The organism is Pseudodesulfovibrio portus (genome assembly GCF_026000375.1).
In the GTDB taxonomy this organism is placed as follows: Bacteria; Desulfobacterota; Desulfovibrionia; order Desulfovibrionales; family Desulfovibrionaceae; genus Pseudodesulfovibrio; species Pseudodesulfovibrio portus.
The window spans coordinates 1,099,025-1,114,538 of sequence record NZ_AP026708.1 but is presented as its reverse complement, the minus strand read 5'-3'; the positions used below and the strand labels follow the sequence as shown (position 1 = coordinate 1,114,538).

Here is a 15,514-nt window from a genome sequence, read left to right as displayed (position 1 = left end):
ATGCATTTTTCGGATGGTTCCATACCTGACGAATACCGCCGGTACATCGGCTGGAAGTCCGCGCTGCTGTTCGTGGTGACCGGGGCGCTCTCGGTCTCCCTGCTGGTGGCCGTGTCCCTGGGTGCGGCCCACATCCCCCTGGCCGACGTGGCCCGGTCCCTGGCCGGTGCGGCGGTGTCCAAGCGGTTCGAGATGATCCTGTGGAACATCCGGCTGCCCCAGGCACTGGCGGCAATTGTCGCCGGGGCGGGACTGGCCGTGGCCGGGACGGCCATGCAATCCATCCTGCGCAATCCCCTGGGGTCGCCGTTCACATTGGGGATATCCCATGCGGCGGCGTTCGGCGCGGCCTTTTCGGTCATGATCCTGGACGGCGGGATCATGGCCTCAACCCACACGGACGCGGTGACCATCACCAGCCCGTACGTGACCACCGGGCTGGCCTTTGTCTTCAGCCTGGCTGCGGCGGGCGTGATCATCGGCGTTTCCCGGCTGCGCGGGGCCACCCCGGAGGTCATGATCCTGACCGGCGTGGCTCTGGGCTCGCTGTTCACGGCCGGGACCATGCTCCTGCAGTTCTTTGCCGACGACGTGCAGCTGGCGGCCATGATCTTCTGGACCTTCGGCGACACGGCCAGGGCCTCCTGGTCGGAGTTGGGCATAGTCTCCGTGGTGACCGTGGTGGCCTGCGCCTATTTCCTGTTCAACGGCTGGAACTACAACGCCATCGACGCGGGCGACGAGACCGCCAAGGGGCTCGGCGTCCGCGTGGAGCGGGTGCGCATGGTGGGCATGCTGCTGGCAACGCTCCTGACGGCGGTGATCATCGCCTTTCTCGGCATCATCGGCTTCGTCGGACTGGTGGTGCCGCACATGGCCCGCCGGGTCATCGGATCGGACCATCGCTTCCTGCTGCCCGCGACCATCCTCGGCGGCGGGCTGCTCCTGCTGGTGTCGGACACCGTGGCCCGGCTGATACTGGCGCCGCACGTCCTGCCGGTTTCGGTGCTCACGGCCTTCCTGGGCGCGCCGGTCTTCATCTACCTCATACTCAGGGGGCAGCGCGGATGAGCCTTTCCGTTTCCAGGGTGGCCTTCGGCTACAACGGGCACCCAGTGCTCGACGGCGTGGATTTCGGGCTATCGGGCGGGGAGCTTCTGGCCATCCTCGGCCCCAACGGAGTGGGCAAGACCACCCTGCTCAAGTGCATCAACGCCATTCATCGACCGTCCGGCGGCGTGGTCATGGTCGAGGACCGCAACGTCCTCAAGATGAAGCCCGACGAGATCGCCCTGAACATCGGCTACGTGGCCCAGAAATGCGAGGCCGCGCGGCTGACCGTGTTCGACGCCGTGCTCATGGGCCGCAAGCCCCACATCCGCTGGAAGGTTCGGGACGAGGACCTGCGCATCGTGGATTCGGCGCTGAAGCGGCTGCGCCTCGACCGGCTGGCCCTGCGCTACATAGACCAGCTCAGCGGCGGGGAGCTGCAGAAGGTGGCCATCGCCCGGACCCTGGTCCAGGAGCCCCGGCTGATGCTGCTGGACGAGCCCACCAGTTCCCTGGACCTCAAGAGCCAGGTGGATATTTTGACCATGATCCGGCGGGTGGTCAGCGAGCACGCCATCTGCGCGGTCATGACCATGCATGATCTCAACACGGCCTTCCGTTATGCGGACCGGGTCCTGTTCCTCAAGGACGGGCGGATTCATTCCACCGGCCCGACCTGCGAGGTGACCTCGGCCGTGGTGGAAGAGGTTTACGGATTGCCCGTGGACATCCTCACGGTGAACGGGAGCCCGCTGGTGGTCCCGGCCGCCTGATTCATATCTAAAGGAGACCTTATGCCCTGCGCTTTTCCCCCTGAAGTCATCCAAGACACCATCGCCTTCCACGGACACTCCTGTCCCGGCCTGGCCATCGGCATCCGGGCCGCCGAGCTTGCCTTTCGCGACCTGGGCCTGCCCGGGGAGACCGAGATGGTGGCCGTGGCCGAGACCGACATGTGCGGCGTGGACGCCATCCAGTTCATAACGGACTGCACCTTGGGCAAGGGCAACTTCATGCACCGGGATTACGGCAAGATGGCTTTTTCCTTCTTTGACCGGAAGAAGGGCAAGGGACTGCGGGCCGTGCTCAACCCCGACTCATGGGGCGAGGTCGGGCGCGAGATGGGCGAGTTGACCACCCTGGACGCTTCCGGAAACGGGTCGCCCGAAATCCGGGAGCGGATCATGGCCCTGCGCGGGCAGATGCAGGAGCGCTTCATGTCGATGGAGCTGGACGACCTGTTCCGGATCACCGCCTTGACCTGCGACCCGCCCAAGCCCGCCCGGATTCTCGAGAGCCTCGTGTGCACGGGGTGCGGGGAGACGGTCATGGAGTCGCGCACCCGGCGCATGGGCGGCGAGACCTACTGCATCCCCTGTTTCGGGGAACACGAGCAAAAGATTTAGGGGGCTGCGCGGGAGCGCTGGCCTACAGGGTCAGCTTCGATCCGTTTGCGTCCAGGTAGCCGTTCAGGGCCGGAAGGCCGATGAGCGGCTCGGGCGAGAGCGGGATCGGGCAGACGTCGTATTCCTGCATGAGGGACGAGCATTTGTCCCAGGTGCACTCATCCGTTACCTTGTTCATGATGATCCGGGACAATTGCAGGCCCATCTCGGCAAGGGTCTTGTCGATGCGCTCGGCCTCGGCAAAGGAGAGCCGGTCCGGGTTGACCACGAGGTTGACCGAGCATCGGGACGGGTCCTGGAAAATCTCCTTCAACTCCGTGAAAAATGCTTGCTGCTGCTCCAGCCGGTTCATGACCTTGTCGCACTGGATTTCCTTTTTCCCCAGCTGGATCTTGGTGATGATTTCCTTCTTGTTCATGATCTCGCTGCGCAGTTTGAGCAAATGCTCCAGCCAGATGAGCGACAGGGCGGGCAGGTTGAAGAATTTCAGTGTCAGGGCCGTGGGCGGCATGTCGAAGAGGATGACGTCGGCGTCCGGGTATTCCTTGCGATAGTGCTGGAAGGCCAGGAGCAGGCCGTATTCCTCGATGCCCGGCGAGTGCTTGACCACGTTCAGGTGCTTCTCCAGGTTGAAGGCGGTCTGGTAGGTGTAGTTGGCGCGCATCTGCTGCTCCACGCCCTTGATGTATTCCGTGATCCACAGGTCGATGTCGGCCTGGGCCACCCGCAGGTTGTCGGCCACGCGGGTCGGCTTGCCCGTGAAATCCGTGTCGAAGATGTCGGCCTGGTTGTGGGCCGGGTCCAGGGAGACCAGGAGCACGTTCTCGCCCTGCCGGGCCAGCTCCAGCGCCGACAGGGAAGAGGTGGTGGACTTGCCCACGCCGCCCTTGCCCGCATGAAAATGGTAGTGTTGTTCGGCCATCGGTCGGTTCCGTTCTACATCCCGTCCAGCATGGAAAAGAGGTCGGCCAGGGGGTCGTTGGACATGCACACGCGGTTGGTCATGCAGGTCAGCTCGTTTTCCATGTAAGGGAGCAGTTCCAGTGAGATGTGCATGGGCGGGGCCTGCATGCCCACGAACGCGCCGATGGTCAGGAGGCTGAAGATGTTCTCCAGTTCCCTGGTTTCCCATTCGAGGCGTTCCGTGGCCTTGGCCCGGTGAAGTTGGTCCACAAAGCGATAGGAATTGCGGATGCTGCGGACGACCCGCTTGACGGGATTCTTCATGCTCGGTTGTCCCCGTTGTCCCGGCTCACCCGGAACAGGCGCATCTCCTGCGCCACCCGCCTGTCCGAGGGGAAGTAGTAGTACGCGCCGTACAGGCCGGCCAGGAAGGCCCCGGAAAAATGGAAGGTGGACACTGCCGCAATATAGCCCGCCGCAGCGACGTAGGGCGCGAGCAGGGCCAGGGACATGAGGGTCAGCTGAAAGGGGACGAAGGCTTCTTCGCTTACGTTTCGGCTGCCCTCCACGCTCTTGACGAAGCGTATCCGGTAGAACATCGGCAGGGCCACGGCCAGGACGATGGCCGAGATGAAGACGATCTTTCCGACCAGGTCGATGTTCCCCAGTCCCAGGGACTGGACGAGCCCGGCCTGGCGGCAGGCGGCCCAGACGGCGAAGAGGACCACCGCAGGGGAGAGCATGGTCAGGTAGCGGCGCAGCAGGGCGGTGCGAATCGTATCGACGTGCGTTGCGTCAGCCATGGAAAACCTCACGGGTCCCCGGCCGGGCTCGAGCCCGGCCGGGGTGGTTGCGTATTGTTAAGAGACGTCGGCGGCGGGGGTGACTCCGTCCGTCTTGAGGAACTTCAAGAAGGCTTCGAAGATGACCCACAGGGACACGAAGAGCACCAGCAGGTTGATCACGGACAGCAGCGTGTTGCCTGCGTCCATGTACCTGCCCTGGTTGAGCAGGATGGCCCAGACGGTCATCGCGCCGAGGAACACGGCCGGGATGCCCGAAATGATCCAGCTCAGTCCGCCTCGGCCCTTCAGGTACACCGTGATGGTGGCCAGCACAAGGGCGGCCAGAATCTGGTTGATGCAGCCGAACAGGGGCCACAGGGAGAGGGCGCCCTTGCCGTTGGCGCCGGACGAGAAGGCCAGGCAGCCGGCCAGGAACACGGCCACGCCGGTGGCGATGTACTTGTTTTCGAAGATCTTGATCGGCGAGCCGCTGAACAGCTCGGTCAGGGCGTAGCGCTCGATGCGGGTGGCGGTGTCCATGGTGGTTCCGGCAAAGGAAGCCACGAACACGCCCATGATGGCCAGGGCCACGCCGTGCGGGATGCCCACGGTTTCGATCATGTTGGCGGCGCCGAACACGAAGGCGGCGACCTTGGAGCCCAGGCCCGCTGCTGCGGCCCAGGAGGAGTAGTGGGTGGTCCAGGCGTCGAGACCGGCCAGGGTCGTGCCGTTGGCGGTGTAGCCCAGGCCGATGCCTGCGGCCACGGCCACGACGACCAGGGTGGACAGCACGGCTTCGGTCAGCATGGAGCCGTAGCCCACGAACAGGGCGTCGGGCTCGGAGGCCACCTGCTTGGCGGTGGTGCCGGAGGAGACCAGGGAATGGAAGCCGGAGATGGCGCCGCAGGCGATGGTGATGAACAGGAACGGCAGCATGGGCGGCGCGCCTGCGGGGGCGGCCTGCACGGCCGGGGCCACGATGTGCAGCTGGCCGCCGGAGAAGGAGGCGGCGAACACGCCGACCACCATCAGGGCCAGGGCCACGATCAGCTGGTGCGAGTTGATGAAGTCACGCGGCTGCAGCAGCATGGTGACGGGCAGGGTGGACGCGATGAAGGCGTACACCAGAAGGGCGATGGTCCACAGGCCGGTCGGCGGGATGCCCGCGATGGTGCCGATCTTGATGGGCACGTAGGTGCCGATGACCACGGTCACGTACATGAGCGCCAGGGCGATCAGGGACCAGGTCAGGGCGTTGCCGCCGCGCTTGTAGATGATCACGCCCAGCGCCATGGCGATGGGCACTTCCAGCCACACAGGCAGGACGGACGCCGGGTACATGTTGAAGATGACCGCGATGACCAGGCCGAAGATGGCGGTGACGATCAGCAGGTCGAGGAAGAGCACCACGAAGAAGAACAGCTTGGTGCGCGGGTTGATGTATTTGGCCGTGATTTCGGACACGGACTTGCCCTGGTTGCGCATGGACAGGATGAGTGCGCCGAAGTCGTGGACCGCGCCCATCATGATGGACCCGACGAAGATCCAGATCATGGCGGGCACCCAGCCCCAGATGACGGCGATGGCCGGGCCGACGATGGGTCCGGTGCCGGCGATGGAGGTGAAGTGGTGGCCGAAGATGATTTCCTTCTTGGTCGGCACGTAGTCCGTGCCGTCTTCCATTTCCACCGAAGGCACTTTGGCCCCCTGGGACAGGGCGAAAATCTTTTTCCCGATGTAGCGGCCGTAGAGCTGATACATGATGATGTATCCGGCAAAGGCCGCGAGCATCATGAGCATGGCATCCATTCGATACTCCTTTGTAAAAAGCGTTGAATCGGCCCGCCCCCCCCAGGGCGGACCACGCGCGCACGGGCGCGGCTCCTCTCACAATCGGAGCGAGGATACCTTTGCCGGATCGAAAATGACACGGGGGCAAGGGCAAATTGCGATTTTGCGTGCTGAAGCGCACAAAAATCCGGCTGAAGTGCAGCGGAGATCAGGCGGCGGCTTCGGCGGCCAGGGGGACGGTGAAGGAAACCAGGGTTCCCCGGCCCGGTCGGGAGGTGAAGGAGAGGGCGTGCTGCGGGCCGTACACCTGTTCCAGCCGCTGGTTGCAGTTGCGTACGCCGATGTGGTCGTCGCCGTCGAACTCGCCCGTGCTGGCGAGCACGTTGTTCAGCGTCTCGCGGGTCATGCCCACGCCGTCGTCCTCGATCTCCACCCGGAGCGTGCCCTCGTGCAGGGTGATGCGGATGGCGATGGTGCCGCCCTCGACCTTGCCCAGGATGCCGTGCTTGACCCCGTTCTCCACCAGGGGCTGGATGATCAGCGAGGGGATCATGATGTTCTCCACCCCCTGGTCCAGTTCCCATTGGCTGCGGACCCGGTCGCCGAACCGGGCCTGCTCGATCTTGAGGTAGGAGCGGATCTGGTCCAGCTCCGCGCCCAGCCGGGTGAAGCCGTCGCCCGCGTCCAGGTTGCGGCGCATGTACATGGCCAGCTCGGCCAGGAGCGAGCGCGCCCGCTCGGGCTTGGTGCGGGTGAAGGCCCCGATGGTGTTCAGGGCGTTGAACAGGAAGTGGGGGTTGATCTGGGTCTGCAGCCGCCGGATTTCGGCCTTGGCCAGGAGCTGGTTCTGGGTCTGGATGTCCTGGAGTTCCAGCTGGGTGGAGAAGAGGTCTCCCAGTCCTTTGGCCAGCTCGAAGTGGACCTTGTGCAGCTGGATGTCCTCGGTGCCGTAGAGCTTGAGGCAGCCCACGATCAGGCCGCCCTTGCGCAGGGGCACGATGACCGCCGAGTCGAGGGGGCAGTCCGGGTTGTCGCAGCCGATGGCCGCCTTGGAGCGGAGAAAGACCGGCTCGCCCGTGCTCAGCACCTTGCGGGTGGCCTTGGTGCGCAGGGGTTGGCCCGGTTCGTGGTGGTCGTCGCCCACGCCCAGGTGGGCCAGGACGGTCTCCGGCCCGGCCAGGTCCACGGCGGCCACGGGCACGTGGTCCCAGATGATCCGGGCCGTGTTCATGGCCGATTCCTCGTTGAGCCCGAACCGCAGGTGGGCCACGGTCTTGTTGGCGATCTCCATGACCTGGCTGATGCGGCTCGAATCGCGGTTGGAACGGTATTCGAAGAGCAGGTGCAGGGTCTGGACGAACAGGACGGCGCCGAAAGTGTTCACCGCGATCATGGGCAGGGCGATGACCTTGACCAGTTCGAGCGCCTGGTCGAACGGCTTGGCCATGACCAGGACCATGAGCTGGTGGATGGACTCGCTGACCAGGCCGAAGATGAGCGCGGCCCGCCAGCTCAGGTTGTTGCCCTTGAGGTGCATGGACACGTAGCCTGCGGCGGTGCCCTCCAGGAAGGTGGCCAGGGCGCACGGGATGGTGGAGAAGCCGCCGATGTCGATGAGGAACCGATGCCCGCCCGCGATGAGTCCGGCCAGGAAGCCCACCAGCGGCCCGCCGAGCAGCCCCCCGGTGATGACGTACACGCCGCGCAGGTTTGCGTAGGAGCCGAGCACGATGTCGCCGCCGTAGGTGCCCATGATGCCGAGCAGGCCGAAGATCAGGCCGAGCATCCACCGGTACTGCCGCTCCGGGCGGCGGCCCACTCCCAGCTTGCCGATGGGGGCCAGGGTGAGCACGAACAGGCCGATGGCCAGCATGGCCCCGAACCGGCCCACCAGGGTCATCAGCAGCGTGAGGATGTATTCGAACATGTGCGGCCTTCTTCCCTTGGCCTAGAGGCCGAGATACTGCTTGAAGTCCCTGACCCGGCCCCGGCTGAGCGTCAGTTCCGTTGACCCGTCGTCGTTCAGGACCAGGGTGTACTTGCCGCCGGTCCAGGGGGAGAACTCCTTGACGTGGCTCAGGTTGACCACGGCGCTGCGGTTGATGCGCAGGAAGGGGAGGTCGGACACGCGGGTCTCCACGTCGTCCAGGGTGGCCAGGCCGTGGCAGGGATGGCAGCCGTCGTAGGTGTTGACCATGATCTTGCGGCCGCTCAGTTCGAAATAGACCACTTTCTCGAAATCGATGAGCTGCAACCGGCCGTTCTTTTCCACGGTCACCCGGGGCAACGGCTTGCCCACGGCGGCGAGCAGGTCGTTCATTTCCGGTTGCGGGTCGCTCTCGGGCGCGTTCCTGCCGAGCAGCTCCCGGACCCGCTCCACGCTGACCTTGAGCCGCGAGGACTCCACCGGCTTGAGCAGGTAGTCCACGGCGTTCTTCTCGAAGGCGCGGATGGCGTATTGGTCAAAGGCGGTGACAAAGATGAACAGCGGCGGGTCGGGCAGGCAGCGCGCCTCCCGGAGCACGTCGAAACCGTCCGCCCCGGGCATCTGGATGTCCAGGAACACCAGGTCGGGCGAGTCGGAGCGGATCATGTCCAGCGCCTCGCGTCCGGTCCGGGCCTCGTCGGCCTCGATGTCCGGGAAGCTCTCCAGCAGAAATGACAATTCGCTGCGGGCAGGGGCCTCGTCGTCGACGATGAGCGTGCGTATTTTCATTATGAGTTCAATAAGATTAGGTATTTATACACTTTCGCCGATAACAGTATCCCGCAGCAACCGCCCTGTCAATCGGGCGGGGACCGGAGTGTGAAAGCGCACGGCCCCGCAACGCGCCGGGCGTTGCGGGGCCGTGTCGTCGGACCATGGGGTGCTTTATCGGACGGGCCGGCCGTTTTCGTCGAGCATGCCCCGTTCGTTGGGGCTGGTGACGATGGCCCGCACCTCACTCGGCCGCAGGTGCCGGGCCTCGTAAGGCGCGCCTGCCGCGTCAAGGCGGGCGGAGAAGGACCGCAGGTGGTTGCGGGAGCCCTTCATCAGGTTTTGGTACACGACCCGGATGTCGCGGTTGTCGGCATCGGCCAGGCGGGACTTGAGGTCCGCGATGTCCAGGTCCTCGATGGTCGCGCCCACCCGCAGCCCGTCTGTCAGGGATTTGCGGCCCGCGCCGGTCAGTTCCTCGAACAGTTCGCGGATCAGCGGGTCGTCGAATTGACCGGGCGTATCCGCAGGAACCGGCAGGCCGTACTTGACAAGCAGGGTGCGGATGGAATCCATGTGCTGTTGCTCGCTGGACGCGATGTTGGAGAAAATTCGGTCATTCCAGGCCGTGTCCATGGCCGCGTATACGTCACGGGCCAGTTTTTCCTCCTCGAACATGAAAGCCAGGCCTTCCTTTTCAGCGTGGCTCAATGGCTCGGCGGGCAGGGATGCCGCATAGCTCTCCATGCGACCGTCCGCGCCGTGACCGGCCGCCCGGGCCAGGGCCGGGAGCGACAAGATCAGGGCAACAACCAGGGCCGGAACGATTGATCGGGATATTTTCATGACGACTCCTTGGTAAGGTTGAATGAATATATGATCAATAATTACTTATGATGATTTGTAAAGGCGGGACCGGAGTGCGAGGCGCCGGTCCCCAAATACAGCGTGGCCGCATGCGGGAAAAAGAAAATTATTTTTCAATTTATTTCGTGTGTCCGTTTTTTTTGAGTTGACTTGTTCAATGATTTCGGATTGCTTTGTTATAAAACTGAGCGATCACTCAGTTTTGCGATTTTTTTTGACATTCAAGCCGATTGGAAACTATGGATAAGAAAACTGAGTGACCACTCGGTTTTTGAAAAAAGGATGGATTGCCGGAAATGAAGAAGAAGGAAGCCATACTCAAAGTCGCCACCGTTCTGTTCGCGAACAAGGGATTCACGGACACGTCGGTGCAGGAGCTTGCCCGGTTGACCGGGGTGGCCGAGGGCACGGTTTTCTATCATTTCAAGAGCAAGGAGGGGTTGCTCCTGACCATTCTGGAGGCGACCAGGGACGAGATTGTGGACCAGTTCGAACGGTTCTTCGAGAACAGGCCGTTCGCTTCGGGTCTCGAGATGGCGGAGGAGGTCGTCTCGTTCTATCTCTACCTGGCCGGACTGTTGGAAGACAAGTTTCTGCTGCTGCACAGGCATTTTCTCTACAGGCTCTCCGAGTCGAATCCGGAGTTCAGAGAAAACCTGGAATCCATCTACAATTGCCTGGTCGACATCTTCGAGCAGGCGATCCGGACGGGGCAGGAGGACGGGTCCATCTCCAGGGACATCCATACCCGGAAATCCGCGTTGATACTGTTCACCATGGTCGACGGCCTGGTGCGTTTCAAGAACCATAACCTGTACGACGCAGGGGCGCTGTTCAATGAATTGATCAGCATGTGCCGCCGCATGTTGCAGGCCTAAGAGGAAGGATCTGGCTGAATGCTCTCGAAAATATTCCCATTCATCGACTGGTTCAAGGGGTACAACACGGCGGCCTTGCGCGCGGACGCCATTTCGGGGCTCACCGTCGCCCTTGTGCTCATCCCGCAATCAATGGCCTACGCCCAGTTGGCCGGGATGCCCGCCTATTACGGCCTGTATGCGTCGTTCCTGCCGCCGCTCATCGCCGCCCTGTTCGGCTCCAGCCGCCAGCTGGCCACCGGGCCGGTGGCCGTGGTCTCGCTCATGACCGCCGCGTCGCTCGAACCGCTGGCCACCGCAGGCAGCGAAGGGTACATCGCCTACGCCATCCTGCTCGCGCTCATGGTCGGGCTCTTCCAGTTCCTGCTGGGCGTTCTCAAACTCGGCCTGGTGGTCAACTTCCTGTCCCATCCCGTGGTCAACGGCTTCACCAACGCCGCGGCCATCATCATCGCCTCTTCCCAGCTCTCCAAGATGTTCGGCGTGTACGTGGACAAGGCCGAGCACCATTACGAGACCATCATCCGAGTGGTGGAAAGCGCTTTTCATTACACGCATTTGCCCACCCTTGCCATGGGAGTGCTCGCCTTCGGCATCATGATCGTGCTCAAGCGCATCAATCCGAAGATCCCCAACGTCCTGGTGGCAGTGGCAGTGACCACGGCCATTTCCTGGGGCATGGGCTTCAACCATGACGCCAGGGTTTCCGTGGACGCCATCCAGATTCCAGAAGTCCGCGAATCCATCACCAAATTCAACGCCACCGTCGCGGGCATCGAAGACCTGGGCAAGGCGCGCACTGTCCTCAACGGCAAACTCGACACCGCCAAGCAGGCCGAGGACGTGGTCGGCGTGCTCGACGCCGAGCACGATCTGAGCGTCATCAACATCCGGATATCCAGGCTCAAGCACGAGTCGCATCTGCTCCGCGAAGCCGTGCGGTCCACCCTGATGGACGGCGTGGAAGAGGCGGGCGGCGCCATGGCCTTCTACCGCCAGGGCGAGGCCCCGTCCGGAGCCCCCGTCGACGGCCGCACCTGGCGCATCAAGATAGGCAACTCCAGGCTCGACACCGCCGACCTGAAGATGATCGGCGGCGGCGCCATCGTCGGCACCGTGCCCTCGGGCATCCCGGCCATTTCCGCGCCGACCCTGGACCTCAAGGTCATGCTGCACCTGATCCCGTTCGCGGCCATCATCTCGCTGCTCGGTTTCATGGAGGCCATCTCCATCGCCAAGGCCATGGCCGCCAAGACCGGCCAGCGGCTGGACCCGAACCAGGAACTCATCGGCCAGGGGCTGGCCAACATGCTCGGCGCGTGCGGCAAGTCCTACCCGGCTTCCGGCTCGTTCTCCCGCTCGGCGGTCAACCTGCAGGCGGGCGCGGTCACCGGCATGTCCAGCGTGTTCACCTCGCTCATGGTCGTCATCGTGCTGCTCTTCTTCACCCCGCTGCTCTACCACCTGCCCCAGGCGGTGCTGGCCGCGGTCATCATGATGGCCGTCATCGGCCTGATCAACGCCTCGGGCTTCATCCACGCCTGGAAGGCGCAGTGGTATGACGGAGCCATCTCCATCCTCTCCTTCATCGCCACCCTGGCCTTTGCCCCGCACCTGGACAAGGGCATCATGATCGGCGTGGCCCTGTCGCTGCTGGTCTTCCTGTACAAGTCCATGCGCCCCCGGGTGGCCAGCCTGTCCCGCTCGGACGACGAGTCCCTGCGCGACGCCACGGTCTTCGGCCTCAAGGAATGCAGGCACATCGCCCTGGTCCGTTTCGACGGCCCCCTGTTCTTTGCCAACGCCAGCTTCCTGGAAGACCAGATCACCGACCGCATGATGGAGAACGACAAGCTCAAACACATCATCATCGTGGCCAACGGCATCAACGACATGGACGCTTCCGGCGAGGAAGCCCTGTCCCTGATCGTCGACAGGGTCCGCTCCAGCGGGATCGACATCTCCCTGTGCGGCGTCAACGAAGCGGTCATGGCCGTGCTCGAGCGGACTCACCTGCTCGAGAAGATCGGCAAGGACCACGTCTACCCGACTATGGAAAACGCCATTTGCGCGACGCACGAGAGTGCCCACGCCGACGGCGACGAGGAAAGCTGCCCGTTGACCACGGTCTGCCGCATCGCCTAAGAGCAAGGAGTCATTATGTCCGTAATTACCGTATTCAATGGCCTGTTCTCCGAGGCAGGCGTCGTCGTCAAGCGCGTTCTCGATTCCACCGGCTATCGCCTAGTCACGGACCAGGAGATCGTTGCCGACGCGGCCAGGCTCTCCGGCATGGCCGAGGAAAAGATCGCCCGGGCCTTTCAGGCCAAGACATCCGTGTTCAATTCATTCAGCCATGAAAAGGAGCGGGCCATCGCCTGGCTCCGTCTGGCCATGGCCAACAAGCTCATGGACCAGGACGACCTCCTGTTCTCCGGCTTCGCCTCCCAGCTGCCGGCCTCGGAGATCGATCACATCCTCAAGGTCTGCCTCATCTCCGGCATGAAGGAGCGGCTGGCCGCTGCCGAAGCTGCCGAGGGATACGCCGAAAAGCATGCCCTCAAGCTCCTGCACAAGGACGACGAGGACCGCGCGGCCTGGACCGAATACCTCAAGGGCTCCAAGGACCCCTGGGCCCGCGAGCTCTACGACCTGATCGTGCCCGTGGGCAAAACCGGCGTGGACAAGGCCGCCGACCTCATCGTCGAGCAGCTGTCCAACCCCGCCGTCAAGGTGACCGACGCATCCCGCGCCAGGGTCGCCGACTTCGCCCTGGCCGCCAAGGTCGAGACCGTGCTGGCCGCCGAAGGGCACAGCATCCTGGTTTCCGCCAAGTCCGGTACCGTCACCCTGACCATCAACAAGCACGTCCTCCTGCTGGAAAGGCTGGAGCGCGAGCTGACCGAGATCGTGTCCGGTCTGGAAGGCGTCCAGAAGGTCGAGACCGGAGTGGGCAAGGGGTATCACCAGACCGACATCTACCGGAAGGTGGATTTCGAGGTCCCGTCCAAGGTCCTGCTGGTGGATGACGAGCGCGAGTTCGCCGAGACCCTGTCCGAGCGCCTCATGATGCGTGACATGGGTTCCGCCGTGGTCTACGATGGCGAGTCCGCCCTGAACCTGGTGCGCGAGGACGAACCCGAAGTCATGGTTCTGGACCTCAAGATGCCCGGCATCGACGGCATCGAGGTGCTGCGCCGGGTCAAGGCGGAGCATCCGAACATCGAGGTCGTGATCCTGACCGGCCACGGCTCGGAAAAGGACCGCGAGGTGTGCATGGAACTGGGCGCCTTCGCCTACCTGCACAAGCCGGTGGACATCGAACTCCTGAGTCAGACCCTCAAGGCCGCCAACGAAAAGATCAGGGCCGGCAAGTAGCCTGTTATGGAGCCGGGTGGCATTATGTCGATATTCGATAAGATCAAACCGCAGTTTCTGGAAACCGATTCCGGAACCGGACCCGCCAAGAACCTGTTCGACTACAGGCGAATCTGGCGCAAGGCCGTCGCAGTACTTGCGCTGGTGGCCCTGGTCCCGCTGTGCGTGCTGGCCTTCATCGACTACAATGTCACCCGGCACTCCCTGGAGTCCGAGACCCTCCTGCGCACGGCCAGGACCACTTCCAACGCCCGGCGGACCGTGGCCTATTTCCTCGAGGAGCGGACCAAGGCCCTGGACTTCCTGGCCGAGCACCAGGGCATCGACAAGCTGCGGGACTGCGACAACCTCGCCAAGGTCCTGGAGTCGCTCAAGTCCAGCTTCGGCGGGTTCGTGGACATCGGCATCATCGACAGCCGGGGCAGGCAGGTGGCCTACATAGGCCCCCACGATCTGCTCGGCGTGGATTACTCCACCCAGGACTGGTTCGAGAACACCATGTCCCAGGGCACCTCCATCAGCAACGTCTTCCTGGGCTTCCGGGACACGCCGCATCTGGTGGTGGCCCGCAAGGTGTATGACGCCAAGACCGACAAGGTCTACATCCTCAGGGCGACCCTGGACACCGGCCAGTTCAACGCCATGCTGACTTCCCTGGATCTGTCGGGCGGCGGCGACGCATTCCTCGTGAACAAGGAAGGCGTCATCCAGACGCCGTCCAAGACCCACGGCGAGCTGCTCAAGAAAGTGGACCTGGTGGACATCCCCGAGTTCTCCGAGAAGACGAGCGTCCGGCAGGTCCGGACTACGGACGGTACGGAATTCACCGTGGGGTATGCCTATGTGCTGGGCACCCCGTTCATCGTCATGGTGGTCAAGGAAACGGCGGCGATGCTGGAGCCGCTCAAGGCCATCCGCATGGAACTGTTGTGGATGCTCTCCCTGTGCGTTGCGGCCATCCTGATCGTCATCACCTGGGTGGCCACCTACATGGTCAACAAGATCTACATCGCGGACCAGACCAGGGCGCGCACCCTGCATCGCATGGAACACACCAACCGCATGGCCTCCATCGGCAGGCTGGCGGCGGGCGTGGCCCACGAGATCAACAACCCGCTGGCCATCATCAACGAGAAGGCCGGGTTGATCAGCGACCTGTTCATCTACCGCAAGGAGTACGCCCACGACGAGCGGCTTCTGGCCAATATCAATTCCATCCTCGACTCGGTTTCGCGTTGCGGCCGGATCACCAAGCGGCTTTTGAGCTTCGCCCGCCACATCGACGTGGAGATGGCCTCCATCGTGTTCAAGGACCTGGCCGACGAGGTCGTGGACTTCCTGCGCAAGGAGGCCGAGTACCGGTCCATCTCCATCACCATGGACATCCCGGACGACCTGCCGGAATTCGTGTCCGACCGGGGCAAGCTGCAGCAGATTTTCCTCAACCTGATCAACAACGCCTTCCAGGCCATGAACGACGGCGGCAGCCTGTACATCGCCGCCCGGGCCATCACCGAGGACCGATTGATCTTCTCGGTGCAGGATGACGGCTGCGGCATCCCGGAAGCGGACATCAAGCGCATTTTCGATCCCTTCTTCTCGACCAAGAAGAAGACCGGCGGCACCGGGCTCGGCCTGTCCATCACCTATGGTCTGGTCCAGGAGCTGGGCGGCACCATGGCCGTCGAGAGCGAGGTCGGGAAGGGAACGGTTTTCACGATAACCATGCCCCTCAAAGGGGCCAGGAAGGCATAGACG

The 15,514-nt window shown here is 63.3% G+C and carries 14 protein-coding genes; 7 read left to right on the top strand and 7 right to left on the bottom strand.

From position 1 onward, the window contains the following. The 3 genes from OO730_RS05335 to OO730_RS05325 are packed head-to-tail and all read left to right on the top strand — an operon-like array spanning nucleotide 1 to nucleotide 2,456. Nucleotides 1-1,071: a FecCD family ABC transporter permease gene (locus tag OO730_RS05335; RefSeq protein WP_264983548.1), complete on the top strand. Its 1,071-nt coding sequence runs from the start codon at nucleotides 1-3 to the stop codon at nucleotides 1,069-1,071. Further along, the gene (locus OO730_RS05330) at nucleotides 1,068-1,823 is read left to right on the top strand and encodes an ABC transporter ATP-binding protein (protein ID WP_264983547.1); all 756 of its coding nucleotides are present in this window, start codon (nucleotides 1,068-1,070) and stop codon (nucleotides 1,821-1,823) included. The genes OO730_RS05335 and OO730_RS05330 overlap by 4 nt, the downstream gene beginning before the upstream one ends. A 21-nt stretch (nucleotides 1,824-1,844) precedes the next feature. Next, nucleotides 1,845-2,456, top strand: a complete 612-nt coding sequence (locus OO730_RS05325; RefSeq protein ID WP_264983546.1) for an FmdE family protein — start codon at nucleotides 1,845-1,847, stop codon at nucleotides 2,454-2,456. 22 nt (nucleotides 2,457-2,478) lie between these two features. On the opposite strand, the gene OO730_RS05320 is transcribed toward OO730_RS05325, so the two are convergent. The 7 genes from OO730_RS05320 to OO730_RS05290 form a co-directional block, all read right to left on the bottom strand. Next, the gene (locus tag OO730_RS05320) at nucleotides 2,479-3,378 is read right to left on the bottom strand and encodes an ArsA family ATPase (protein ID WP_264983545.1); all 900 of its coding nucleotides are present in this window, start codon (nucleotides 3,376-3,378) and stop codon (nucleotides 2,479-2,481) included. A 14-nt stretch (nucleotides 3,379-3,392) separates the two neighbouring features. Then, entirely contained in the window at nucleotides 3,393-3,683 is a 291-nt protein-coding gene (locus OO730_RS05315; RefSeq protein WP_264983544.1) for a hypothetical protein, read from the bottom strand. Beyond that, nucleotides 3,680-4,162, bottom strand: a complete 483-nt coding sequence (locus OO730_RS05310; RefSeq protein WP_264983543.1) for a hypothetical protein — start codon at nucleotides 4,160-4,162, stop codon at nucleotides 3,680-3,682. Before OO730_RS05310 ends, OO730_RS05315 begins: the two co-directional genes overlap by 4 nt. 57 nt (nucleotides 4,163-4,219) lie before the next feature. Further along, nucleotides 4,220-5,953, bottom strand: coding sequence for a carbon starvation CstA family protein (locus OO730_RS05305; protein ID WP_264983542.1), 1,734 nt, complete (start codon nucleotides 5,951-5,953; stop codon nucleotides 4,220-4,222). Between the two features lie 190 nt (nucleotides 5,954-6,143). After that, nucleotides 6,144-7,862, bottom strand: a complete 1,719-nt coding sequence (locus OO730_RS05300) for a LytS/YhcK type 5TM receptor domain-containing protein (protein WP_264983541.1) — start codon at nucleotides 7,860-7,862, stop codon at nucleotides 6,144-6,146. A 21-nt stretch (nucleotides 7,863-7,883) separates the two neighbouring features. After that, on the bottom strand, nucleotides 7,884-8,651 hold the full coding sequence (locus OO730_RS05295) for a LytR/AlgR family response regulator transcription factor (RefSeq protein ID WP_264983540.1): 768 nt from the start codon (nucleotides 8,649-8,651) through the stop codon (nucleotides 7,884-7,886). 156 nt (nucleotides 8,652-8,807) lie between these two features. After that, entirely contained in the window at nucleotides 8,808-9,479 is a 672-nt protein-coding gene (locus OO730_RS05290) for a DUF2202 domain-containing protein (RefSeq protein WP_264983539.1), read from the bottom strand. Between the two features lie 317 nt (nucleotides 9,480-9,796). Here OO730_RS05290 and OO730_RS05285 point away from each other — a divergent pair, with 317 nt between their 5' ends. Genes OO730_RS05285 through OO730_RS05270 form a run of 4 tightly spaced genes read left to right on the top strand, consistent with a single transcriptional unit; the run spans nucleotide 9,797 to nucleotide 15,511 of the window. After that, nucleotides 9,797-10,378: a TetR/AcrR family transcriptional regulator gene (locus OO730_RS05285; protein WP_264983538.1), complete on the top strand. Its 582-nt coding sequence runs from the start codon at nucleotides 9,797-9,799 to the stop codon at nucleotides 10,376-10,378. An 18-nt stretch (nucleotides 10,379-10,396) separates the two neighbouring features. After that, on the top strand, nucleotides 10,397-12,523 hold the full coding sequence (locus OO730_RS05280; protein WP_264983537.1) for a SulP family inorganic anion transporter: 2,127 nt from the start codon (nucleotides 10,397-10,399) through the stop codon (nucleotides 12,521-12,523). Nucleotides 12,524-12,538: 15 nt separating this feature from the next. After that, on the top strand, nucleotides 12,539-13,756 hold the full coding sequence (locus tag OO730_RS05275; RefSeq protein WP_264983536.1) for a response regulator: 1,218 nt from the start codon (nucleotides 12,539-12,541) through the stop codon (nucleotides 13,754-13,756). A gap of 24 nt (nucleotides 13,757-13,780) precedes the next feature. After that, nucleotides 13,781-15,511 carry a sensor histidine kinase gene (locus OO730_RS05270; RefSeq protein ID WP_264983535.1) on the top strand — a complete coding sequence of 577 codons (1,731 nt, stop codon included), beginning with the start codon at nucleotides 13,781-13,783 and terminating at the stop codon, nucleotides 15,509-15,511. The last annotated feature ends 3 nt before the right edge of the window (nucleotides 15,512-15,514 follow it).